Raw genomic sequence first — 22,827 nt, forward strand, 5'->3', positions numbered from 1 at the left:
TATTACGCAAATAGAACATTTATTCATTCAATAATATAAATATTGAACATTTGTGATATATTCTGTACACTTTTGAATTGGAAACACATCTGCACAAAATACAATAATGACAGAGGGCATCACCGTCGCATGCGCATACTCGGCCAGAATCCTGCGGACAACAGCATAAGCATCCGTCTTGAGACGGATGATGACAGTTGGCACCTCTATAACGTAGTGGAGGTAGGGGATCTGGTGACCGCTTCCACGACCAGAAGGGAAGAGAAATCTGCAGATAAGATCAACAACGAACGTATGGAGAAGAAGAGGATGACGCTCAGCGTACGCGTCGAGAAGATCGAATTCTCCGAGGACGACATGAGGATCAAGCTCCTAGGTACCATAGAGAAGGGACCTCAGGACATAGGACAACATCACACGCTCATGATCGAGGTCGGAGACAACCTGAGCATCTCCAAGAAGAGATGGAAGGAAGCTCAGACCGAGAGGCTCCAACGTGCCGTTGCGGATACGACCAAACCGCGTATCGTCTTCGTGTCATTGGATCAGGATGATGCTACGATCGCGGTGATGAGACAATATGGTCTGAAGGAGATCGCGACCATCCGTTCATCAAGAAGCGGAAAACAATACGAGACCAAGGATACCGGCGATTATCACGGCGAGATAATATCCAAACTAAAACCCATGATAGAGAAGGATATGCCCTTGGTATTGCTCGGACCTGGATTCGAGAAGGAACTCCTCGCGGATGACGGTAAACAGAGGGAACCATCTCTCTTCTCGAAGGTATTCGTCTATCACACGGGTCAATCAGGCATGCAAGGTATCAATGAACTATTGAAGAAGGGGCTCGGCTCCAACCTCCTCAGGGAATCCAGGATGGGTATCGAGATGGAGGCTGTCGAGAAGCTCATGAGCGAGATAGGGAAGGATGGTCTCGCCACATATGGTACCGATGAGGTCAGGAATGCTGCATTGGCCGGTGCTGTGGAGACATTGCTCATAGTCGATTCCAAATTACGTGGCGGGGATTATGATGATATGATCAGATCCACGGAGACGCAGAAAGGAAACGTCATCGTTGTATCCGAACAACACGATGCCGGAAAGGAATTGATGTCACTCGGTGGTTTCGCAGCATTGTTGCGTTACAGATTGGCTTGATTCGTGCCATACCATTCGTCGTAGAATTCCTTCAGGAATCCCTCCATGAAGGAATGGCGATGCTCCGCGACCCTCTTCGCTGTCTCAGTGTTCATCATATCCTTGAGAAGCAACAGTTTCTCGTAGAAGTGATTGATCGTAGTGCCATCGTTGGAATAGTACTCGCTCTCGGACATACCTTCCTTATGATGTTCTTTCGGATCGTACATCGCCCTGCCCGCTTTTCCGCCGTATGCGAATGCTCTCCCTATCCCGATAGCGCCTATCGCATCCAACCTGTCCGCATCCTGAACGATCATCCCTTCCAATGTATCCGGGGCGGTCGTATCCTTTCCCTTGAATGAGACTTGGGATATGACATGGATCACCGCATCCTGCATATCTTCACTAATGCCATGATCGACCATTATCGACCTTGCGTTGGAATAGTTCTCTGTAGCGAAGAGTTTCCTGTCATCGGCATCATGTAACAATGACGCCAATCTTATGATATCGATGTCACCGCCCTCGGTGGCTTGGATCGTAACTGCGGAATCATGTACCCTCTTGGTATGGTGGATATCGTGACCGCTGCTGTCATTCACGAACAACGACGCCACATCATCCATTATCGAATGATACACATCCTCACTCAACATGATCGGAACACCTCTTGAGTATGTATGGAACGAATGCTACTGCCATGACCATCACCATAGCTGCGGATATCGATGATACGATGATAGGCATGAGATAACCTATCGCGAATATCGATGCCATGATCACAACGGATATGATGCATGCACATGCGCCTTTCCTTGTGAATCCTGATGGTATGTGTCCTACATATCTATGCTCCACCATCGAACCCAATGCAACTCCCAACAATGCACCGACCATCACGGCTTGACTCCTGCTGATGGTATCAACGATGGAGATGCATATGATCGTTGCAATGGCGAACATCACATACATCATCTGAACAGCATAGAACGTACGGTCATCCCGCTCTGATATCCTCGACAGATACAGATTGGCGATTATCATCACTATCCCGATGGTCACTCCCACAATTACATCCAATGGGGTGTGAACACCGAGATACAATCTTGAGAACACGATCGATGATATGAATACGATGATCCCGATACGAAGATAACGATTACCCGTCAACGATAACATCTGCCCATATCCTGATACGGATACGGTGGAATGCCCACTGGGGAACGAATATCCCTTCGCACCCTCCATCGCCGTCTCACTCGGATGGATGTTATTGTCTATCACCCATGGTCTTGGTTCCTTCACGACGCATTTCACGATATTCGTCAGACAGATCGCTGTCAACATCGTCGTCAAGATCAGTCTCCCATCGTCCTTGTCGATGAACCAAAGATGGATGAAGGCTACGATCAGTATCGGAAGCTCGTATACGAGAGGATTCGATACGGTCTCGAAGAATATATCCACTATAGCTGGAGCATCCAGACGGATGTTCTGCAGTTGCAACAGGATGTCGATACCGGTCCACATCGAAGGATGGTTATGCATCACACATGATAATCATTATCGATTGCTTCGCTGGACATATGTAACCATTTATAAACAGTGTTGACATCCCGTCCATCGGTAATATGGCGATCATTGCTGTAACATATGATAATGGGGAGGTCTTCCAACATTTCGGGAAGACCGAGATGTTCAAGCTGTATGAGATCGTTGATGGTAAGGTTGTCTCCGAGAGGGTCATCGACAACGGTGGCTTCGGTCACGGCTCCCTTGCGGGATATTTGAAGGATCTCAACGTCTCCGCATTGATCTGCGGAGGTATCGGCGCAGGTGCGATCAACATGCTCGCATCACAGGGTATCAAAGTGTTCTCAGGTGCAAGCGGATCAGCGGATTCTGCGATCGATGCGTACATCAACGGAAAGATGTCCGATTCGAACAGATGCACATGCGATCACCACGAGGGCGCTCACGAGTGTTCATGCGGTAAACACTGAAGAAGGGTTACCCCTTCTTCTCTTCTTTAGCTATGGAGACGTCCACCTTCTTCCTTTGACGTCCTCCGGTCTTCTTCAATTTACCTTGACTTATCGCCCACTCGTAATTCTGCATCTCGGGAGGGGATATCAGGACACGGTCCCCTTTACCATATTTCCTTCCCGTAGACCAATTGGTGAATGATGACAATACACGATACTCATCCGCATCCATGACGATCTCCCTGACGTTAGGGCGTCCCTTCATGGCAGAATACGTTCCGGGGAATACTTTGATATGCTTGTCCTTGACCTCTATGACCTTGGTACAGACTGTATCCAGGAAGTACCTGTCATGTGTTACTGTTATCAACGTTCCGCCATATTCGTTCAATGCGGATTCGACAGCATGTCTCGCAGGGATGTCAAGATAGTTCGTCGGTTCATCCAATATCAAGAGATTTGTCTCCTGAAGCAATATCAAGGACATGGCCACCCTGGCGCGTTCTCCTCCGGAAAGTGTCCTCATAGGCCTATCCACCTGATCCCCGACCAAGAGCATCCTTCCGAGGATCGCTCTCGCCTCTCCGCGTCTCTCCTTGCCTATGACCTGTAATATCTGTTCCTCTGCGGTCAATTCGAGATCCAATCTCTCCTGATTCTGTGCATAATATCCTATCTTCGCACCAGGCGCCACCCATAGCTCTCCCTTGGATGGTATCTTCCCCAGCAATGCCTTGATCAATGTACTCTTTCCTTGACCGTTGGAGCCGAATATGCCGATCCTCTCGCCTTTCTGTATGTCAAGATCTATGTTCTCCAGGATCGTCCTCCCTCCGAGTTCGACGGAAAGGCCTTTCGTCGTCAGAACGTTCTTTCCGGATTTGTGAGCTGTCTGTATCCTGACGGTTATCTCCCTTGTCTCCTCAGGTTTCTCCTTCTCCTCGATCCTGTCGATCATCCTCTGTCTGGTCTTATGCATTGCCATGAACCATTGATCCTTGTGCAATTCATCGGCGATCTGTTGTTGGACCTTCTTCTGGATGGTGTATCTGCGATACTCTTTCTCCATCCTCTCCATGTCCAACTGTTTCTTCATTATGAAATCGGAATAGTTCCCTTTGTACTCCCTGGTCTTGCGATTCGCTATCTCTGTGACCCTGGTGACCACCTTGTCGAGGAAATATCTATCATGACTGACGACCAATATCGAACAGTGGGATTCCAATATGAAATCCTCAAGAAGTTCTACAGTCTCGATATCAAGATGTGATGTGGGCTCATCCATGAACAGGATGTCGCACCCCTCAGCCTGAACGAAGATACGGGAAAGCATGACCTTCGTCCTCTCCCCTCCGGACAATGAGGACATCTCCCTGTCGACGATATCCCATGAGAGGCCGACCTTCCTCAAGGAACGTCTTTGATTATCCTCGTTCTCCGAATCCGATTTGGATAATTCCTGCTCTAGATCCGCATATTCTGTTGTGAGAGCGTTCCAATCCAGGTCCCCTCCTTCGGACATCAGATCATCAATCTCCTGCATCCTTCTACGAAGGTGTTCGACATGACCGTATGGACGCCCGAGTACCTCACGTACAGTAGCTGATGATGAATCCGCGAACTGCTCCAGATAGCCGATGCGATGGGTGTTGCGTATCAACTCCCCGGTATCACATCTCTCCAATCCGAGGAGGATCTTCATGAATGTGCTCTTACCAGCACCGTTTATGCCGATCAGACCTATGGCATCCCCTTCATTTATCTGCAGATCTGCACGGTCGAGGACCTTCACCTCGCCGAATGATTTGGTTATCGCCTCAGCTCTGAGAAGCATACGGGAACATACTGCTCCTCTAATAAATGATATATGTATAGAATGAGGACAAGGGGGGATCCCCTTGTCGATGTTGAATCAGTTTTTCTTGGCAGCTGCGATGGAAGCGTCCACGTATCCCTGCCAAACGGTCTCGAGATCCGGCCTCTGCATGGTCTCCATGATATAGTCGGCGAACTCGTTTCCGGTGGCACCTGTGTCCCTTCCGGTCATGACGAGCTTCTTCTCGAACTGTGTACAGACGTCGAGGGCCATGTTCAGTTTCTTGGCCTTCTCGATCTCTCCGATGTGCTCCATCATCATCGCAACTGCTTTGATCATCGAGCATGGATCTGCATACTGTGCACGTCCCTCCGTGACCATCCTTGGTGCGGAACCGTGGATGGCTTCGAACATCGCATACCTCTTTCCGAGATTCGCCGATCCGGCTGTACCTACTCCGCCCTGTATCTGTGCGGCCTCATCCGTGATGATGTCACCGTAGAGGTTGGGGAGGACGAATACCTTGAAGTCGCTCCTCCTTGCAGGGTCGATGAGCTTGGCCGTCGTGATGTCGATGAACCAATCATCCCATTTCACATCAGGGTAATCCTTGGCGACATTCTCTGCGATCGTGAGGAACTTACCATCGGTCGTCTTGATGATGTTTGCCTTCGTGACGAGTGAGACGTAATTCTTCCCCGTCTTCTTCGCATGTTCGAATCCTGCCCTTATGATCCTCTCCGTACCCTGTGTCGTAGCGACGCAGAAGTCCATCGCGAGATCGTCTGTAACATTAACACCATCGGATCCGAGTGCGTAGCTTCCCTCGGTGTTCTCCCTGTAGAACACCCAATCGATACCGAGTTCCGGAACGGATACGGGCCTTACGTTAGCGAACAGATCCAACTGTTTCCTCATCGCAACGTTGGCTGATTCGATGTTCGGCCATGGATCGCCTTTCTTCGGTGTCGTCGTAGGGCCTTTGAGGATCACATGACATTTCTTCAATTCCTCGAGCGTATCATCTGGGATGGCTTTCATTACCTCGACACGTCTCTCGATGGTCAGACCATCGATCTGTCTGATCTCCGCCTTACCTGCCTTTATCTTATCGGCAAGGAGGAATTCCATGACTCTCTGCGCAGATGCACAGATGTAAGGTCCGATACCGTCACCACCGCAAACACCGATAATGAGCTTGTCCAATTTGGAGTAGTCGATCCAGTCTCCTTCTCCCTTGAGCACATCGACCCTCTCGAGCTGTCTCCTGAGGAGCTCTCCGAATCTCTCCTGGGCCACTTTGATTGCCTGTTCGTCGACCATGATATACCTATCGGATGGATAAGTAAGATAGTATTAAAGCAAAACGATTGAATCGACTTCGGACACGATTACATTTATATCTAGCCCATGATACGACGGATATGGATGATGAGGTCCGTCTGAACAAATACATCGCCGATTCCGGATATTGCTCCCGCCGTGAGGCCGATCGTCTGATAGAATCTGGGAAGGTCACCGTCAACGGACGTGTAGCAGAGATGGGCGAGAGGGTCACATCGAAGGACAAGGTCATCATCGATGGCAAGAGGATAGTACGTGATGAGGAGACGATCCTACTGATATTCAACAAACCTCCAGGCATCACATGCACCACGGCCGAGGACGATGAGACGAATGTCGTGAAGTATCTGAACTATCCTAAACGCATCTACCCCATCGGAAGATTGGACAAATATTCCGAAGGACTTCTTCTGATGACAAATAAAGGCGAACTCGTCAACGGGATAATGAGGTCAAGATACGGCCATGAGAAGGAATACGTCGTAACTGTGGACAGACCTGTTACGGATGAACTCCTTAGAAGACTGACGAATGGTATCCAACTGAGCGAGGATGAATACGCGAAACCATGCTTCGCCGAGAAGACCGCACGCAACAAGTTCAGGATGATCATAACACAGGGCCTCAACAGACAGATCAGAAGGATGTGCGAGAAGGTCGGTTGCCGTGTCACCAAACTGAAACGCGTACGCATAATCGATATAGAATTAGGCGACCTTCCGGTCGGCGAGTATCGTAAGGCTACGCCGAAGGAATTGAAGAGCGTCCTCTCCAGGATCGATGATTAGACACGTTCTGCCCCAACATAACGACACTGGATGTCGAGCACAATAATTCTAAAATAGTATCGCCTATTAGTGAATATATCCGATAGGAGTTGCCTCAATGAAGATAGGATTCGATAACGACCTTTACCTCAAGACACAATCTGAACACATCAAGGAACGTATCGAAAAATTCGGTGGCAAACTGTACTTAGAATTCGGCGGCAAGCTGTTCGATGACTATCATGCATCTAGAGTGTTGCCTGGATTCCATCCTGACAGTAAGATCTCGATGTTGATGCAGTTGAAGGATCAGGCAGAGGCGATCGTTTGCATCAACTCCAATGATATCGAGAAGAACAAGATCCGCGGGGACCTCGGCATAACTTATGATCTGGAGGTCATGAGGTTGATAGATTCCTTCGAGAACAGAGGGATCAAGGTACGTGGCGTAGTATTGACGATGTATGCCGAACAGCGTGCCGCCAAGATCTTCGAACAGAGATTGGTGGATCAAGGCATGGATGTCTATCATCACTATAAGATCGAAGGATATCCTGCGAACATACCGCTGATCGTCAGTGAAGCTGGATACGGCAAGAATGAATTCGTAAAGACCAGCAAACCCTTGGTCATCGTGACAGCACCTGGCCCTGGCAGCGGCAAGATGGCCGTATGTCTTTCACAATTGTATCATGAGAATAAGAACGGCATCAAGGCAGGGTATGCTAAATTCGAAACGTTCCCGATATGGAACCTCCCGCTCATGCATCCTGTCAATATCGCCTACGAAGCCGCGACAGCGGACCTTGATGACAAGAACATGATCGATCCATTCCACCTTACGGCATATGGAGAGACCGCTGTCAATTACAACAGAGATATAGAGGTGTTCCCTGTGCTGAACGAGATGCTCAATCAGATCATGGGCATATCACCATACAAATCACCTACGGACATGGGCGTCAATATGGTGGGACGTTGCATCGTCGATGATGCTGTGGTGAGGAAAGCGGCCGAAGAGGAGATCATACGCCGTTATCTCAACGCACAACGCGAGAGGAGACAAGGCAACGGAAGCGACAGGATCGTGACGAAGATTGATCTCCTCATGAAACAACTCGACATCAGAGAGGATGATCGCAAGGTCGTATCTGCGGTCAGGAAGAAAATGTCCTCCGTCGATGTGCCCGTAGCTGCGATAGAGCTCAGTGATGGCACGATAGTCACCGGTAAGGCCGGGGATCTCCTTGGAGCATCGCCCGCGATGATACTCAACGCCCTGAAGGTCATAGCTGACATACCTGATGATGTACATCTGATAGCACCTGAATTCGTAGAACCCGTACGTAAGCTCAAGGAGATCATGGGGGAGAAGAATGTGACGCTCACGATCAATGACGTTCTTATCGCATTATCCATCTACGCAGGGAAGGATGAGAATGCGAGAAGGGCCTTGGAACAGTTGTCTAACCTCAAAGGATGCGAGGTACACCTATCCATAATACCGAACAGCGTCAATGAGGCCACATACAGAAGGCTCGGTGTGAACCTCACCTGCGAACCGAGATACGAGACCAGTTGTATGTATCACAGGAACTGAACGCTCCTGCGCAACATCATTCTCTAATTTTGACAAAATGCATGGCGGACGAGGGGGGATTCGAACCCCCGGCTTACAGCTTAGGAGGCTGTCGCCATATCCAAGCTAGGCCACTCGTCCGTATGGAACCGTGTATAAGAGGGTTAGATAAAAAGGTTTGGAGAAGAGGAGTGTGTTCACTCCTCTGTCTTCTCTTTCTTCGCTGCAGGCTTCTTCTTTTTCTTGTCTGCAACATCTGTCGCGGGTGCCTTGGACCAGACCTCGACGAGCTTGATCGTGTCGACACCGAAGGACTCCCTCATGTCGCTTACGATCTTGAATTTCATCATAGGCCATTCCTGGCTGAATTTGACGATATCGGGGAGAAGAATCGAGACCTCGTTGTCTCCGAACTCGAATGAGAATCCGTCAGATGTTCCGAAGGCCATCTCAACGATCGCCTTTGCCTTCTCTTCCTGGTCCTTGATGACCTCGGTCACTGTGAACTCATACCTGAGATCCTTTCCTGCAAGGGGGTTGTTGAAATCGACCTTGACACGTCCTGCGCCTGCAGAAACGATGACACCCGTCTTGTTTCCGAATTTGACCTCGAGACCGGGGATAGGGTTGATCTCCTGTTTGTAGAACTCTCTGATGGGGTAAACCTCAACGAGCTTGGGGTCCCTTGCGCCTGCTGCGTCCTTGGACTCGATCTCGATGGAGACTTCCTTTCCGATCGAGGCTTTCGTAATTGCTTCATCGAGTGCTTTGAAGACCTTTCCGGATCCAACGATGTATGCCATGGGTGCGTACTTGTATTTCTCGTTGTAGAATCCTGCATCCTTTGCTTTGGACTCTGATGTCGTGTCGTAAAGTCTGTCGATGTCTGCGATGTAAGCGTTGTAATCAATGCGAACGATGTCGCCCTTGTTGAATGCCATTTGATTCACCTTTCACAGCGATGCTGCTATAGTCCCGTGTTATCATTTGGACCATATAAATATTTAGGTGATTTTTCATCAAGTGAATATAAATATTTCCATACACCTATAGAAAGTTTTATAAATTGATTATATAGAACCTGGTGCCATAGAATAAAAAGAGAATGGCAAAGATTAAAAAGGGGACTGCTATACACGGACTGCTAATGCCACCTTTGCATAGCCCGGTAGTGCGGCTGACTTGTAATCAGCAGGTCGGGGATTCGAATTCCTCAGGTGGCTCCACTTTTCCCATTTAAAGACCTTAGTGTTGTTTTCTAAAACAGCAGAGAAATATCAGGCTGTGACGACAGCATGATGTGGCCTTCCCGGATAGGGCAGGTCAACCGATCGGAGAAGAGATGGAGAAAGGAAACGAAGTTCCAGAAAGGAGTGTCCTGACTAGTCGGAACAAAGGACTGTAATTACCCGCTCAAAATGTCAAGGGTGCGGGATGTGCGTTTACATGTAAATTTACATTAATTGTAAACAATTTCTATAAGTATCGGATTAAATTATCTATAAGTGTCGGATTAAATTATCTACAAGTATCGGATTATATTTATAATTGCGATTCTATTCGAAAACATGGATGAAGAATCGTTCTCATACAGGCCGCGTATTGTGGATTCCGCTCTGAAAAGGAAACTCAGAGGAAAAGGAGCGGTATTGATCGAAGGTCCCAAATGGTGCGGCAAGACCACCACCGCGGAACAGGTCTCCAAGAGCACCCTGTCCGTGGACGATCCGAGTACCGTCAATACCAACAAGATTCTTTCAGAGATAGACCCTGAGAGATTGCTTACAGGGGATCATCCGAGACTCTTGGACGAGTGGCAGGTCGCTCCCAAATTATGGGATGCCGTAAGGCACCATGTGGATCGTCACAAAGGACATGGTCAATTCATCCTGACAGGTTCATCTGTACCTGCCGACATATCCGAGACCATCCATTCCGGGACCGGGAGGTTCGGTTGGCTCGTCATGCGCCCCATGTCCCTTTACGAATCCGGGGATTCCACAGGCGATGTGAGTCTCGCATCCTTATTCGAATCCCAACCAATCTCAGGTTGTTCCAATCTGGATCTCGATAGGCTCACATTCCTCATCTGCAGGGGCGGATGGCCTGAATCAGTGGATATGGATGATGATGTGGCATTGGATCAGGCGTTCGACTACATCGATGCGGTCATCAGGAATGACATGTCACGTGTGGATAACATCAGAAGAGATCCGCAGAAGGTCAGGATGCTGCTGCGTTCCTATGCAAGGAATCAGGGCACTCAGATCTCCCAGGCATCCATCTCCGCCGACATATCCTCCAACGATACAGAAGGTGTCTCAGAGGAGACCGTTTCAGAGTACCTGCAGGCACTCAGAAAACTGTATGTGATCGAGGACATGAAGGCATGGAATCCCAATCTGCGTTCGAAGACTGCGATAAGGACATCCGATACCAGATATTTCGTGGATCCTTCACTGGCTGCCGCATCGCTCAGAATCGGTCCGCAGGACCTCATCAACAATTTGAATACAACAGGATTCTTCTTCGAAGCGCTTGCAGTAAGGGACCTCAGGGTGTACGCGGAATCACTGGATGGGGATGTGTACCACTACAAGGACAACCTTGATAACGAATGCGATGTCGTCATCCACCTGAGGGACGGGAGATATGCACTTCTCGAAGTGAAGCTCGGTGGCGAGAGGCTGATCGATGAGGGCGTGAGGACACTGAAGGACGTTCTCAGAAGGATAGACACCGACAAGATGGGGAAACCTGCTTTCATGGCGATCATTACCGGTACGGAACGTTATGCATACAGGCGCGACGATGGGATCATCATCCTTCCATTGGGGGCCTTGAAGAACTGAACCTGCTACATTATCGGTTTTCCTTCAGGATATTTGACGCGGTAACTAGACGATATTCGTATTTATTTAAAAATGGAATAAGACAAATGTACATCGAATACAAAATAATTGAAGAAAAAGAAGATATTTTAAGAGATTTAAGGCTCTTGATGAACCTTGTAATCAGCAGGTCGGGGATTCGAATTCCTCAGGTGGCTCCATCCCTTCTTTGATTTGACTTCGTAACAATGACGTTGTTCTGATGATCGGTGGCATCTGTCATCCGTGACTTACGTTACTAAAGGAGATAACGAACATGGTAAATAACGCCTTGATGATGTGGTGTCGTCCCAATCAGGGGGCACGACAGAGGGATGTGGCTCCTAAGCGACCTAACTCTGTCAATAATGATTCACAACCTTCACTCCAATCTGCCTTTTGATGTTGTTAATTTCACACTATGATGTTGGCCTCTTGAAAGTTCTCGTAAAGTTTTCGTAAAATTATTTCTCAGTCGAGTAAGGACGATGTATGACAAGACTTTCTGCCCGCACCTTCATTATTAGCGCGCCTTCTCCCCTAAAGCAGAGAAATGAAGCTTCCTTTTTGATGTATCTTTATAAATCATTGGCGGCTCTAACAATTTAGATTAAAGCAGTGGCCCAAGTGTTAACATCGATCGACCGTAAAATAATGGTTAGAAAATAAGAATCGATACGGTAAAAAACGGTTAATTATACCGAAATCATACGGTAAAAAACGGTTAATATATAAATACAAAACCAATGTACCATTTCATGAAGAGGTTGATCTACGAAGAATTAGTCGATTGGAAGAATGATGCCAATCACAAACCCCTCATACTCGATGGTGTACGTCAATGCGGAAAGACCTATCTTCTAAAGCAATTCGGTTCTAAAGAATTCAAGAATTGCGTCTATTGCAATTTCGAAGAGTCCCCTGAACTGAATGAATTATTCGACAGCAACATGGAACCGTCCAAGATAATACGCGACATCGAATTACTGAAGAGCGTAAGGATAGTCGCGGGAGATACTCTGCTCATACTGGATGAGATCCAAGAATGCGAACCTGCGATCACCTCTTTGAAATATTTCCATGAGCACATGCCAGAACTACATGTGGCGTGTGCCGGTTCCTTTCTTGGGATAATGAAATCCAAAGCATCCTTCCCAGTCGGCAAAATAGATACCAAACACATGTTCCCTATGAATTTCTGCGAATACCTCATGGCCGAAGGAGAAAAATCCTTGGCCGAATTCATTCAATCGGATCCAGATCCCGATGAGATATCCAAACCGGTCCATGAGACCCTACTGAGATTGATGAGAGACTACTGCATAGTCGGAGGGATGCCGGAGATCGTTCAAACATGGATATCGCATCACGACATCAACAAGGTGGATTCTCTGCAAAAGGAACTGCTCCAAAACTACGAGAGGGATTTCGCAAAGCACGGAGGAAACATGGTAGAGATGCTCACATCCATATGGACATCCCTTCCTTCATTCCTTTCAAGAGAGAACCGTAAGTTCATCTTCAAAGATCTCAAAAAAGACGGAAGGTCTGAGGATTTCAGGGGCCCTGTCCAATGGTTGACCAATGCCCATCTAATCTACAAAGTGAATCATATAAAGAGACATGCGTATCCGCCATCGACTGAACAGGACGATACACAATACAAACTCTACATGTGCGACATAGGTCTTTTGAGAGCCATGGCAGGCCATCCTGCAGGAGTGATGATCACAGAGAACGACGATACACACCTGTACAAGGGAGGTATGTATGAGAATCTGACAGTATGCGAGCTGATGTCGGCTGGTGCAGAAAACCTGTATTACTGGAAAGATGGAAAGTATGAGGTGGATCTCATATCGGCCATCGACGGCAGATCAGTCCCTATAGAGGTCAAATCAGGCACTAATTTCTCCATGGAATCCCTCAACAGATATCAGAACAAATATGGAATAACATGGGGAGTCGTAGTCTCAAAAAGTGTGCCTAAGAGGACTGATAGCAGGGCCCTCATCCCTTTCTATCTCGTTGAGAACATCCAAAGAAAGAAGACCACACATACGAATGATGATTACATCAACACGTCAGGGATGCCGTATGAGTTCATGTTCAACAAGGATGATTGGATCGAGGACAAGGATGGTTTCGAACTCATCATCCCTATGAAGAAACACCATAGAGGATCGACGCCGAAATGCAGTATTCAGAGAAAGAAAGGAGATGCATGGGCGGACATAGACGCTGCTATCTCCGTGAAGGATAATGGTGACGTCATCATCAGCGCCAATAAGAGATTCGATGGAGGGGCCATCATCAGACTTTGATCATATTGATACGATCTCGATGACATCGTATTTTCAAAACAAAAGAATATGATCCTATTCATCAAGAGCATCCTTGCCCTCGATGTATCCCTCTATGAGGCCATGCTCCAACATCATCCCTTTGTAATCGAATTCCGGTCCGCATTCATCGATCAGCATCATGTTCGAATATCCGCTTGAACTCCCTCTGATCCTTGCCTTTGCGAAGAGTTTCTTTGCTTTCCTCACATCCTTATCGACATAGAAACCACAGAGATACATCAAACCCAATCCGTTCATCCCTTTCGCAGACCCGCCATCGGATGCTTTCTTGAGATAATGGAACGCTTTCCTATGATCATACGGCACGTTCACGCCCATGAGATATTCGTTACCCACGGAGAAGTAACCGTCCGGTATGCCCACATCCCCGCATTTCTCGAATAATACTAGAGCAAGACCTATGTCCTTCTCGATGCCTTCGCCGAAAAAATACATATTGGCCAAATATGGGATCGCATCCCTCTCCCCGCCATTGTATGCGATGATCACATGCTCGGCATATTCCTTCATATGAAGCTTCTCCCCAGTCGCATACAGGAACTCGGCGAACAACAGATGACACTCGGGAGTATCATTCTCCTTCAAGAATTCTCTGAATAACGCCACATCCCCTAGTCTGTTCGGATCGAATTTGGAGAGTACGTATTTCTCTAGCTTCATCGATTCCGTATAGAAAGTGGCCGATAAAAGATTACCTTCTACCAACATTATGCCAGAAATCCATTACAATCACCTTCATTCTATGTCGTTGATTCGGGAAGCATTCTGTACCGTTTTATAATTAAAATGATATGCCGACAACGGGATGCATATGAACGAAAAGGTTCTGGAAGAACTCATTGAGTTCAGGGATAGGCTTAGGAAAGAGACACCGACAGAGAGCGGAAGGACCGCCACCATCTGTACGGATAAGGCATTGCAGAGCATCGCATCCAATATGCCGAGGTCATTGGATGAGATGAGGAACCTTGACAACGTCAGTAAAGAGTTCGTGGAAAAATATGGTAAGCAGTTCTTACAAGTGGTGAAGAGGAACATCGTCTCGAACGATGATTCTCAGAAAGGCTACCAGATGACTGACAACCAAGCATCCGTCTTGAAGGAATTGGAGAAGAATCTTGTCGACATCAACAGGAGGAACAAGCTCCTCTATCTTGCCAAATCCCAGGCCAAATACTCCCAGGATCTGTTCAGCAAGGACTATGACATCAGGGATCTCATCTTCGGAAAGAAAGGTCAGATCACCATATGTTCCCACACCACCAGGGATTCCAAGAGATACACCGCATTCTCAAGCATCCTCAGGGAAGCTAATCGTGATATACGTGAGAAAGGAAGGAACGATCTCTACATAGGATATCCATTCGTCAAAGGAAGGCTCCAGGGGGAAGGATTCGAGATAAGGGCCCCGTTAGCGCTCATACCGGTGAAGGCAGAGAAGACACCTGAGCACATCACGCTCCGCATCGATGAGGACAGGAGCACATTGTTCAACAACACACTGATACTCGCATACCATAAGCACAACAACATCAGGAAGGTGCTTCCAGATCCTGAGTTCGAGGATTATGATCGGCTCAATTTCCTCTCATCAATAATCAAACATTACGCCGACGAGGGGATCATGATACGCACTAAGAACGGCGACATGGATGTGGTCCCGTTCAAGGATTACAAAGCAGGCGAGTTCCCGAGATATGAGATCGGTGAGCTCAACCTCGAGGTCGCATCCGTTTTGGGTAAATTCACGATACAGACCAGCTCCATACACAAGGACTACGATCAGATGCTCGAATCCAACGAGATAAACGATCTTCTCAACAACCTCATCGATGCGTATGAGGTCGATGCATATGATGACACGTTCTACGGCGATAAGGAGGTCAAGAACGACAGGAGTCAAGGGGATGTGTCCGAGAGGGACATGGTCTACATCAATGACCTCAACGGATCGCAGGAGATGGTCCTCGAGACGATAGACAGGACCAAGGAATTGGTCATACAAGGACCTCCGGGAACCGGTAAATCACAGACCATAGCGAGTCTGATCGTCGATTCCGTCAATAAGGGAAAGACAGTCATGATGGTGTCCGAGAAGAAGACCGCGTTGGATGTCGTCTATTCACGTCTTGGGATCCTGTCCAAATACGCCATACAGATAGATGACATCGGCGACAAGGAGAGCTTCTACAAACAGATCGATGATCTCATCAACATCCGCTATACGCCACAGCAATGTTCGGAGATAGATGTCATCTCCGCGGAGATAGATGCGGAGATAGGACGCCTCAATGATGTCGCACGCACATTCTTCACGCCGAACGAGTTCGGGATAGAGCCCTATCAATTGTATCATTGCAACGACAAGATACCGACATACGACAACCGTCAGTATGAGGTGTACAAGACACTCTCGCAATTCGACGGCATCACGAGGATGAGGTACAACGATCTCAAAGGTTCATACGACCTGTTCTGCAGCCAATACTCCACGGATAATCTGTGCAGATACAAATCATACATAGAGAATTGCCCCATACTGCCGTCATTCGATAAGGGTTTGAAGAACTTCGACCTCCGCTCGATGACTGAAGACATGGAACGCGTGAGCGATGACATCGAGAAATGGAAGAACAAATTCTTCCTCTCGAGGATCTTTAGCAAAGGTTCCGTGAACAAAGAGGTCCGCGAGTTCGTGGACAGATACATGCCGAACGGCAACAGCAAGGAACTCACCGGTCAGATAATGCAGAGAGGATTCGGTGACGTAAGGTATGGTATCGACAACTACGAGGACTTCATAAGAACGAATGCCGTCTACGAAGGGATCAATGATGCTCAGAGAGATTATCTTGATGTACTCTCTGTCGTGAGGGCATCGTACCCAGAAGGCAACATCGCCAATCAACTCCTCTATTCGCAGTTGATAAATTGGCACATAGAGGAATTCAAGAAGAACAACGTACAGGTGTTCAACACCATCGATGATTTCAACAACATCATCAGAAGGATACAGGAACTCACCACCAAGAAGAAGGAACTCTCCATAAAGAGAACGGATTGTCTGTTGTACGGAGAACTCTCCACATACATGAACGATGTCGAGAAGAAAGGATGCAAGGAACTCCGTCGCAGGGTCGAGAGCAAACGCAAGAAGAGCGTGAATCTCTTCGTTAAGATGTTCTCCGCCCAACTCTTCAAAGGCATCAAGATTTGGCTCATGACACCTGAGGTGGTGTCCGAGATCATCCCGTTCGAGAGAGGAAGGTTCGACCTCCTCATATTCGACGAGGCATCGCAGATGTACAGGGAGAAAGGATTGCCGGCGATATATCGTGCGAAGAAGGTCGTCATCGCAGGTGATGATAAACAGCTCCGTCCATCCAGCATAGGCAAGGGAAGGTTCGATCCGTCATCCGATGACGAGGATGATGATCAGGACGCGGCCATAGAGGAGACCAGTCTCCTGGATCTTGCCAAATCGAAGTACACGCCTGTGCTCCTCGATTATCACTATCGTTCAAGATATGAGGAGCTCATCAACTTCTCCAACTACGCATTCTACAGAGCAAGACTCTACGTCTCGCCCAATGTGGCCGAACCGGATGAGCCTCCGATAAAGATGCACATCGTCAACGGTATCTGGGCCGATAGATGCAATGTCAAGGAAGCCAAGAAGGTCGTAGAGCTCATCAAGGAATTCTTCGAAAGGAGAAGGAACAACGAGACCTTGGGAGTCATAACGTTCAACATCAACCAACGTGACCTGATCGAGAGGATGATCGAGGAGGAATGCAACAAGGACCGTGCGTTCTGTGCGAGATATGAACAGGAATCCACCCGTAAAGAGAATGGAGAGGATGTCGGATTATTCATCAGGAGTATCGAGAACGTACAGGGAGATGAACGTGATGAGATCATATTCTCCGTCGCATATGCGAAGGATTCCGATGGGCGCTTCAGACGTCTCTTCGGTATGCTCAGTCAGGAGGGAGGAGAGAACCGTCTCAATGTCGCCATAACCCGTGCGAAGAAGAAGATTCAGATCGTAACGTCGATGAAACCATCTGAATTCGACGTCAGCGGCATAACATCCAAAGGGCCGTTCTTCCTCAAGAAGTATCTTGAGTATTCATACGACATCAGCAACGGGGATAAAGAAGCGGCCAAGAGAGTGCTTTACTCATTCCATGACGATCAGGATTCAGGCAGTTCCGTAAGATTCGACAGCGAGTTCGAAGAACAGGTCTATGACGCTTTGAAGGATAGAGGATTGGACGTCGACACTCAGATCGGTGTCGGAGGATACAGCATCGATCTCGCCGTGAAGAAGAATGGAAGATATCTCCTCGGCATAGAATGCGACGGAAAATTGTATCACTCATCCAATTCAGCTCGTGAGAGGGATTTCCACAGACAGAAGTATCTTGAATCGAGAGGATGGAGGATCCACAGGATATGGAGCCCCAATTGGTGGAATGACAAAGAGAAGGAATTGGACAAGATCGTGTCCATCGTGCAATCATTGTCGTGATGATACCATAGAAGGAGAAGCGGGCGTCCTATGACGCCTCATCTCCTCCTCTTATCGTTCTTCTTCTTGTTGAAAGGTTTATGACCGAATGATTTCTTCCTGTAGCCATCATCCGTGAAGATGGATTCGAATGTCTCCATGTCTCCTTTCTTTTCATAATGGTCATGGACGAAATCCTTGACAGTATCCTTGTCACATACCTTCCTGAGCCACTTCACTGATGGTAAGGTGTCGTTACCTTCCATCTCCAGCTCGAAATAGAGTCTTGCTGCCTCCATGTCAGCCCCACTATCATGTAAAGCATAGATCATGGCCTTGGAACGGTACCTCTTGTCATGCATCCTGTTGATCAACTCATTCCTGCATTCGGTGTATCCGTTCCTTGCATTGACCCTATACCAATCCATCTCCTTCTCGACATCCCGCTCACCGAGTCTTGAACCGACCTTCAGTATGAGGGATCTATCACTCTGACAGAACTTCTCGAGATACATCGTATCATCGAACCCGTCGAAATAAAGAGAGAGCAGACCGTCGAGGTCCATCCTTGCAAGATACACCTCTGCGACCGACCTTTTGATGTCTGGTCTGTACATCAATGGGGTCAGTTCCTCCAATGCCTCGTCCGAACCTGCTTTGGCAGCCTTTACCATCTGAGGGATCCAATCCTCCTTCTTCGCCTGAAGGTTCTTCGCCCTGAGGAACAATCCGAACGGGGTGTCCTTGATGTTCAAGTGATATTCCTCGGAAATGATCAATTCCTTGAATTGAGGATATTTCTCCTTCAGCCATTCCATCTCCGTACCTTTGGACCTGTTGTCCATGTATTCGAGGAAGAATGCAGCCTCAGGGAAACGTGATGATAATCTCTCCAGATCCTTGACTGCGGACTGGTTTCCTTTCATCGCATGTGCGAAACTCGTATGGACGGATTGTCTCGATCTCTTATTGTCCTCGAAACGCTGGAGATTCTCTGCGGATCTCACAGAATCCTTCTTCCTCTTCAGTAACTTTAGACCGTCGATGACCTTGGGATCGCTGTCATCGCAATCGCTTGCGAAGACGTCTATGATGGGATCCTCTCCATCGACCTCCTCCAAACGTATCTTACAGTAGATGGCATGCTTGTTGCCATCAGAGTATCTTGAATCGAAGAATGAACGGTCATACGTATTGTCAAGGGTGAAACAGAGATAGTCATACTCGACCAACGCATCCTCCGAACATCTGTCCGCGATAGCAGCCCTTTTCTCAACGAATCCGCTCTTTCCGATGTTACGCAACATCGACAGAGCATTGTTCTCGCAACCCTTACTCATGAGAACCGCGCCATGGAGGTACATGATCATAGCGAGGTCGTCCTTTCCATTCGCTTGGCAATCCACGCCTCTGAAAAGGAGCTTCTGCGGGTCCGAAGGCAGTTTGAATCTCCTGTCTTCCTGCGGATCGCGCTCATCCCTCTGCCTCGTAGACCTGTCATCCGAGGAAGCACGTCCGAATGACCTAGAGCGTCTATCCTCTCTATCATATGATGGCCTTCCGGATCCGCGCCTATCTCCGTCACGTGACCTGTATCCTCTATCGCCATCCGAACGCCCTCTGCTATGTGACCTATCGTCACGGCGACCGTCGTCCCTTCTGCGACCTCCAAAATCCCTGTTACGAGGTCTGAAATCCTTGCGACCATCGGATTCAGAGTTGTTATCATCCCTCTCGCGCGGCCTGAATCCCCTGCGACCGTCCCTATCGTTGCGATCGCGACCCATTCCGGGACCATGACCTCTGTCATGACCACGCTCTCTCCTATCGTTCCCATCGGAATCGTCCCTCCTCACTCTGTTGCGGTAAGGTCTGTCTCTAGGTTTGTGATCGTAGTCTCTTCTTTCATCGGTCATGGGATTTATCTCTTAACGGTTCCATGGTGATTTGATATTAAAGGTATCGTCACCATCGGCCTTACGGGACTCAGGATTATATCCAAAATAGACATTCCTTCAATCATGACCATCCTCTCTGATAAGGACATAACCGAAAGCATAATGACCGGCAACATAGGCATCTCGAACTTCATCGAGAAGAATCTCACACCGAACGGATATGATCTCACCATATCGGAGATAAAGATCAATGGTTCCGAGGAGATCCATAAGGAGGGTGTCGTGAGGATACCTGGAAGGACCATGGCATTCGTATCCACCAACGAGAGGGTCAGGATGCCTGATGACATCTGCGGACAGTTATGGATGAGGACCACCTGGATGAGGAAAGGTCTCATAGGCGTGTTCGGTAAGATCGATGCAGGTTATGAGGGAACGCTCACATTCGGTTGTTACAACACGAACGACCATGATGTAGAATATCCGATAGGCGAGAGATTCTGTCAGATAGTCTTCGAACAGATGGCATCCCCGAGTGCGAAGAGTTATGAGAAGAGGAGCGGGCACTATCAGGGTTCCACAGGGATCGTATTGGATCCGATCAAGAAACAATGATATCCATCGTCCCGTCGTAAAGGGCGGGACGATCATCTTCTTTTCAGATCTATCACATAAACGCTGGCTGAAGGAGAGTACGTTTTCAGTTCCTTCAATTCGGATATCTCGCAGTGAAGTCCTCTCTTTCCCATATCGTCGATCAGACCTTTGCAGAACTTCTCTATCTCAGCACGTTCGAGTATCTTGTGCATATGGACGGTCCCGCCAACCTTCGTCTTGGATAGGGCATCCGGTAAGAAATCCTGTGCTATCTGAGGGAGGTTCATTATCACCCTGTCAGCATCGGGAAGGTCCTTGATGACCTCTCTTGCATCCCCTTCCAATGGAACGATGTTATCGAAATGATTCAATCCTGCATTGATCTTAGCATATTCCACCGCATCATGATTCAGATCTATCGCATACACGACTTTAGGATGTGCATGTCTGCAGATCGTCAACGGGAAAGGAGCGACACCAGCGAACATGTCGATTATTGTCTCTCCATCTTTGACCAATGAGGCTACACGTTCCCTTTCTGTGGCCAATCTCGGATTGTAATAGACCTTCGCAGGATCTGTCATCATCACCACTCCGGACTCGCGATGTTTCGTCTCCGAAGGCCCGACACCGGCGATCAATTCCAGATCCCTGACACGTAATTCCCCTTTCACACCACCGTCCAAGAGGACACAACGGGTATTGGATGATGTTCTAAGCAATGCATCGCCGATCTCATGCTTCAAGGGCAGCAATTCATCGACCAATTTTACAACCAGGACATCGCCGATGTTGTCATATGAATTAGGAAGGATATCCCTGACATCCTCTGGAAGATAGAGTCTGTAATCCGTTATCTTATGGTCTATATGCTCCAATTCAGCGTCACAGACGGCATAATCCTCGAATGAATCCGCAAGGATAGGGATCAACAGATCGTTACCATCACTGCGTATCCTGTGATCATGGTCCAATGCACCTTGGTCCTTCAATCTCATCCTGACGGCATTGCCATCTACCTTCGGAACACGGATACATCTGACCATATTTACTCGATGATACTGACTAGTAGATAAATATATTTCATGGCCCTGGCATTGTGCCAGGCCTGATTTTAACATAGATGTATATATAATTGTACCACGATAGTGCCCGTAGGTTCCAATGTCTAAAGGGGTTCTGCTCATCGGATATGGCTCGGATAAGCCGTACAACCACGATGCTTTGATATCGAATGCTGATAAGCTCAGGAAATCAGGGTTCAACACATATATCGCATTCATCGGTGCAGAGGAACCTACGATCAGATCATCGATGAAACTCATGTCCGAGGATGGCGTCGATGAGGTCGTCGTCATACCATTCATGATGTCATCTGGTGAGATGACATTCAGTTACATCCCGAGACAGCTCGGATTGGATGATGACAGATACAAGGACTATAACGTCAAAGGGATGATCATACACTACGTCAGGCCTGTTGGCGAGAGTCCGGATATCGTCAATATCATCGAGAAACACGTCAGATCCGTGACCGATATCGACAACAACACGGGAATAATGCTCATAACCCATGGTTCTCAGATGAAATACAGCGCACAGATGGCCCAAAGGAACGTTGATGAACTCACGAAGAGAGGATACAAGAATGTGTTCACGGCATTCCTCGATCACAACGAACCGTCCATCGGCGACTGCGCCAGATTCCTCATGGGCATCGGTATTGACAAGATCATCGCAGTACCGCTCATCATTTCCACGGGATCTCATGTGGACCGCAACATACCTAGGTATCTCGGATTGCCTGAGAATACAAGATGCGGGACATCCATCCTGTTCGGCAATGAGATCGACGTCTACATCACAGGCGCGATCGGTGTCGATGACGAGTTCAGCGATCTCCTTGAAAGCATCATAGAAGAATCGATATCGAAGTCCTGATG

At 48.0% G+C, this 22,827-nt stretch carries 17 protein-coding genes and 2 tRNA genes; 10 read left to right on the forward strand and 9 right to left on the reverse strand.

Annotated features, from left to right (window positions below):
• The first annotated feature begins 129 nt into the window (after nucleotides 1-129).
• Nucleotides 130-1,167 carry an mRNA surveillance protein pelota gene (locus ACI2NF_RS00250; RefSeq protein ID WP_400210916.1) on the forward strand — a complete coding sequence of 346 codons (1,038 nt, stop codon included), beginning with the start codon at nucleotides 130-132 and terminating at the stop codon, nucleotides 1,165-1,167.
• Here ACI2NF_RS00250 and ACI2NF_RS00255 read toward each other — a convergent pair.
• On the reverse strand, nucleotides 1,152-1,805 hold the full coding sequence (locus ACI2NF_RS00255) for an HD domain-containing protein (RefSeq protein WP_400210917.1): 654 nt from the start codon (nucleotides 1,803-1,805) through the stop codon (nucleotides 1,152-1,154). The two genes, ACI2NF_RS00250 and ACI2NF_RS00255, sit on opposite strands and share 16 nt — an antisense overlap.
• Nucleotides 1,795-2,679 (reverse strand): phosphatase PAP2 family protein, encoded by an 885-nt coding sequence (locus ACI2NF_RS00260; protein ID WP_177970962.1) that lies wholly within the window; start codon nucleotides 2,677-2,679, stop codon nucleotides 1,795-1,797. The genes ACI2NF_RS00255 and ACI2NF_RS00260 overlap by 11 nt, the downstream gene beginning before the upstream one ends.
• Before the next feature lie 101 nt (nucleotides 2,680-2,780).
• Here ACI2NF_RS00260 and ACI2NF_RS00265 point away from each other — a divergent pair, with 101 nt between their 5' ends.
• Nucleotides 2,781-3,152 carry a NifB/NifX family molybdenum-iron cluster-binding protein gene (locus ACI2NF_RS00265; RefSeq protein ID WP_177970960.1) on the forward strand — a complete coding sequence of 124 codons (372 nt, stop codon included), beginning with the start codon at nucleotides 2,781-2,783 and terminating at the stop codon, nucleotides 3,150-3,152.
• Between the two features lie 7 nt (nucleotides 3,153-3,159).
• On the opposite strand, the gene ACI2NF_RS00270 is transcribed toward ACI2NF_RS00265, so the two are convergent.
• Nucleotides 3,160-4,968 carry an ABC-F family ATP-binding cassette domain-containing protein gene (locus ACI2NF_RS00270; protein ID WP_400149812.1) on the reverse strand — a complete coding sequence of 603 codons (1,809 nt, stop codon included), beginning with the start codon at nucleotides 4,966-4,968 and terminating at the stop codon, nucleotides 3,160-3,162.
• Nucleotides 4,969-5,046: 78 nt separating this feature from the next.
• Nucleotides 5,047-6,273, reverse strand: coding sequence for an isocitrate/isopropylmalate family dehydrogenase (locus tag ACI2NF_RS00275; protein WP_400202032.1), 1,227 nt, complete (start codon nucleotides 6,271-6,273; stop codon nucleotides 5,047-5,049).
• Nucleotides 6,274-6,374: 101 nt separating this feature from the next.
• Between ACI2NF_RS00275 and ACI2NF_RS00280 the strand changes: the two genes are divergently transcribed.
• Both ACI2NF_RS00280 and ACI2NF_RS00285 read left to right on the forward strand, forming a co-directional pair.
• Nucleotides 6,375-7,082, forward strand: coding sequence for a pseudouridine synthase (locus ACI2NF_RS00280; RefSeq protein WP_400196981.1), 708 nt, complete (start codon nucleotides 6,375-6,377; stop codon nucleotides 7,080-7,082).
• A 97-nt stretch (nucleotides 7,083-7,179) separates the two neighbouring features.
• Nucleotides 7,180-8,661, forward strand: a complete 1,482-nt coding sequence (locus ACI2NF_RS00285; protein ID WP_400148136.1) for a DUF1846 domain-containing protein — start codon at nucleotides 7,180-7,182, stop codon at nucleotides 8,659-8,661.
• 42 nt (nucleotides 8,662-8,703) lie between these two features.
• Here the strand turns inward: ACI2NF_RS00285 and ACI2NF_RS00290 are convergent.
• Together ACI2NF_RS00290 and ACI2NF_RS00295 are read right to left on the reverse strand one after the other, a co-directional pair.
• Nucleotides 8,704-8,781, reverse strand: a tRNA-Arg gene (locus ACI2NF_RS00290).
• Between the two features lie 56 nt (nucleotides 8,782-8,837).
• On the reverse strand, nucleotides 8,838-9,581 hold the full coding sequence (locus tag ACI2NF_RS00295; protein WP_177970949.1) for an FKBP-type peptidyl-prolyl cis-trans isomerase: 744 nt from the start codon (nucleotides 9,579-9,581) through the stop codon (nucleotides 8,838-8,840).
• Between the two features lie 208 nt (nucleotides 9,582-9,789).
• On the opposite strand from ACI2NF_RS00295, the gene ACI2NF_RS00300 reads away from it, so the two are divergent.
• The 3 genes from ACI2NF_RS00300 to ACI2NF_RS00310 all read left to right on the forward strand — a co-directional run bounded on the left by ACI2NF_RS00300 (nucleotide 9,790) and on the right by ACI2NF_RS00310 (nucleotide 13,834).
• Nucleotides 9,790-9,866: transfer RNA gene (locus ACI2NF_RS00300), tRNA-Thr, on the forward strand.
• A gap of 342 nt (nucleotides 9,867-10,208) precedes the next feature.
• Nucleotides 10,209-11,492 (forward strand): ATP-binding protein, encoded by a 1,284-nt coding sequence (locus ACI2NF_RS00305; protein ID WP_400209497.1) that lies wholly within the window; start codon nucleotides 10,209-10,211, stop codon nucleotides 11,490-11,492.
• A gap of 776 nt (nucleotides 11,493-12,268) precedes the next feature.
• Nucleotides 12,269-13,834: an ATP-binding protein gene (locus ACI2NF_RS00310; protein ID WP_400148219.1), complete on the forward strand. Its 1,566-nt coding sequence runs from the start codon at nucleotides 12,269-12,271 to the stop codon at nucleotides 13,832-13,834.
• A 54-nt stretch (nucleotides 13,835-13,888) separates the two neighbouring features.
• Here ACI2NF_RS00310 and ACI2NF_RS00315 read toward each other — a convergent pair whose 3' ends face one another.
• Nucleotides 13,889-14,536, reverse strand: a complete 648-nt coding sequence (locus ACI2NF_RS00315; protein ID WP_400197000.1) for a tetratricopeptide repeat protein — start codon at nucleotides 14,534-14,536, stop codon at nucleotides 13,889-13,891.
• A gap of 151 nt (nucleotides 14,537-14,687) precedes the next feature.
• Between ACI2NF_RS00315 and ACI2NF_RS00320 the strand changes: the two genes are divergently transcribed.
• Complete coding sequence (locus ACI2NF_RS00320) at nucleotides 14,688-18,410, forward strand: AAA domain-containing protein (protein ID WP_400210918.1); 3,723 nt, start codon at nucleotides 14,688-14,690, stop codon at nucleotides 18,408-18,410.
• Nucleotides 18,411-18,448: 38 nt separating this feature from the next.
• Here the strand turns inward: ACI2NF_RS00320 and ACI2NF_RS00325 are convergent, their stop codons facing one another.
• Nucleotides 18,449-20,305: a hypothetical protein gene (locus ACI2NF_RS00325; RefSeq protein ID WP_400197002.1), complete on the reverse strand. Its 1,857-nt coding sequence runs from the start codon at nucleotides 20,303-20,305 to the stop codon at nucleotides 18,449-18,451.
• 105 nt (nucleotides 20,306-20,410) lie between these two features.
• Between ACI2NF_RS00325 and dcd the strand changes: the two genes are divergently transcribed.
• Nucleotides 20,411-20,902 (forward strand): dCTP deaminase, encoded by a 492-nt coding sequence (gene dcd / locus ACI2NF_RS00330; protein WP_400148225.1) that lies wholly within the window; start codon nucleotides 20,411-20,413, stop codon nucleotides 20,900-20,902.
• Between the two features lie 32 nt (nucleotides 20,903-20,934).
• On the opposite strand, the gene ACI2NF_RS00335 is transcribed toward dcd, so the two are convergent.
• A complete protein-coding gene (locus tag ACI2NF_RS00335) occupies nucleotides 20,935-21,930 on the reverse strand; it encodes a class I SAM-dependent methyltransferase (protein WP_400151919.1) in 996 nt (331 codons plus the stop codon).
• A gap of 118 nt (nucleotides 21,931-22,048) precedes the next feature.
• On the opposite strand from ACI2NF_RS00335, the gene ACI2NF_RS00340 reads away from it, so the two are divergent.
• Entirely contained in the window at nucleotides 22,049-22,825 is a 777-nt protein-coding gene (locus ACI2NF_RS00340; protein WP_400210919.1) for a sirohydrochlorin chelatase, read from the forward strand.
• Nucleotides 22,826-22,827 lie beyond the last annotated feature (2 nt).

Origin of the sequence: Candidatus Methanarcanum hacksteinii, from assembly GCF_964305265.1 — an archaeon.
Lineage (GTDB): Archaea > Thermoplasmatota > Thermoplasmata > Methanomassiliicoccales > Methanomethylophilaceae > Methanarcanum > Methanarcanum hacksteinii.

Coding starts and splice junctions, on each gene's coding strand:
- ACI2NF_RS00305 (WP_400209497.1), top strand. CDS start 10,209: ATGGATGAAGAATCGTTCTCATACAGGCCGCGTATTGTGGATTCCGCT.
- ACI2NF_RS00310 (WP_400148219.1), top strand. CDS start 12,269: ATGAAGAGGTTGATCTACGAAGAATTAGTCGATTGGAAGAATGATGCC.
- ACI2NF_RS00260 (WP_177970962.1), bottom strand. CDS start 2,679: ATGTGGACCGGTATCGACATCCTGTTGCAACTGCAGAACATCCGTCTG.
- ACI2NF_RS00280 (WP_400196981.1), top strand. CDS start 6,375: ATGGATGATGAGGTCCGTCTGAACAAATACATCGCCGATTCCGGATAT.
- ACI2NF_RS00255 (WP_400210917.1), bottom strand. CDS start 1,805: ATGTTGAGTGAGGATGTGTATCATTCGATAATGGATGATGTGGCGTCG.
- ACI2NF_RS00275 (WP_400202032.1), bottom strand. CDS start 6,273: ATGGTCGACGAACAGGCAATCAAAGTGGCCCAGGAGAGATTCGGAGAG.
- dcd (WP_400148225.1), top strand. CDS start 20,411: ATGACCATCCTCTCTGATAAGGACATAACCGAAAGCATAATGACCGGC.
- ACI2NF_RS00335 (WP_400151919.1), bottom strand. CDS start 21,930: ATGGTCAGATGTATCCGTGTTCCGAAGGTAGATGGCAATGCCGTCAGG.
- ACI2NF_RS00250 (WP_400210916.1), top strand. CDS start 130: ATGCGCATACTCGGCCAGAATCCTGCGGACAACAGCATAAGCATCCGT.
- ACI2NF_RS00265 (WP_177970960.1), top strand. CDS start 2,781: ATGGCGATCATTGCTGTAACATATGATAATGGGGAGGTCTTCCAACAT.
- ACI2NF_RS00340 (WP_400210919.1), top strand. CDS start 22,049: ATGTCTAAAGGGGTTCTGCTCATCGGATATGGCTCGGATAAGCCGTAC.
- ACI2NF_RS00315 (WP_400197000.1), bottom strand. CDS start 14,536: ATGAAGCTAGAGAAATACGTACTCTCCAAATTCGATCCGAACAGACTA.
- ACI2NF_RS00270 (WP_400149812.1), bottom strand. CDS start 4,968: ATGCTTCTCAGAGCTGAGGCGATAACCAAATCATTCGGCGAGGTGAAG.
- ACI2NF_RS00295 (WP_177970949.1), bottom strand. CDS start 9,581: ATGGCATTCAACAAGGGCGACATCGTTCGCATTGATTACAACGCTTAC.
- ACI2NF_RS00325 (WP_400197002.1), bottom strand. CDS start 20,305: ATGACCGATGAAAGAAGAGACTACGATCACAAACCTAGAGACAGACCT.
- ACI2NF_RS00320 (WP_400210918.1), top strand. CDS start 14,688: ATGAACGAAAAGGTTCTGGAAGAACTCATTGAGTTCAGGGATAGGCTT.
- ACI2NF_RS00285 (WP_400148136.1), top strand. CDS start 7,180: ATGAAGATAGGATTCGATAACGACCTTTACCTCAAGACACAATCTGAA.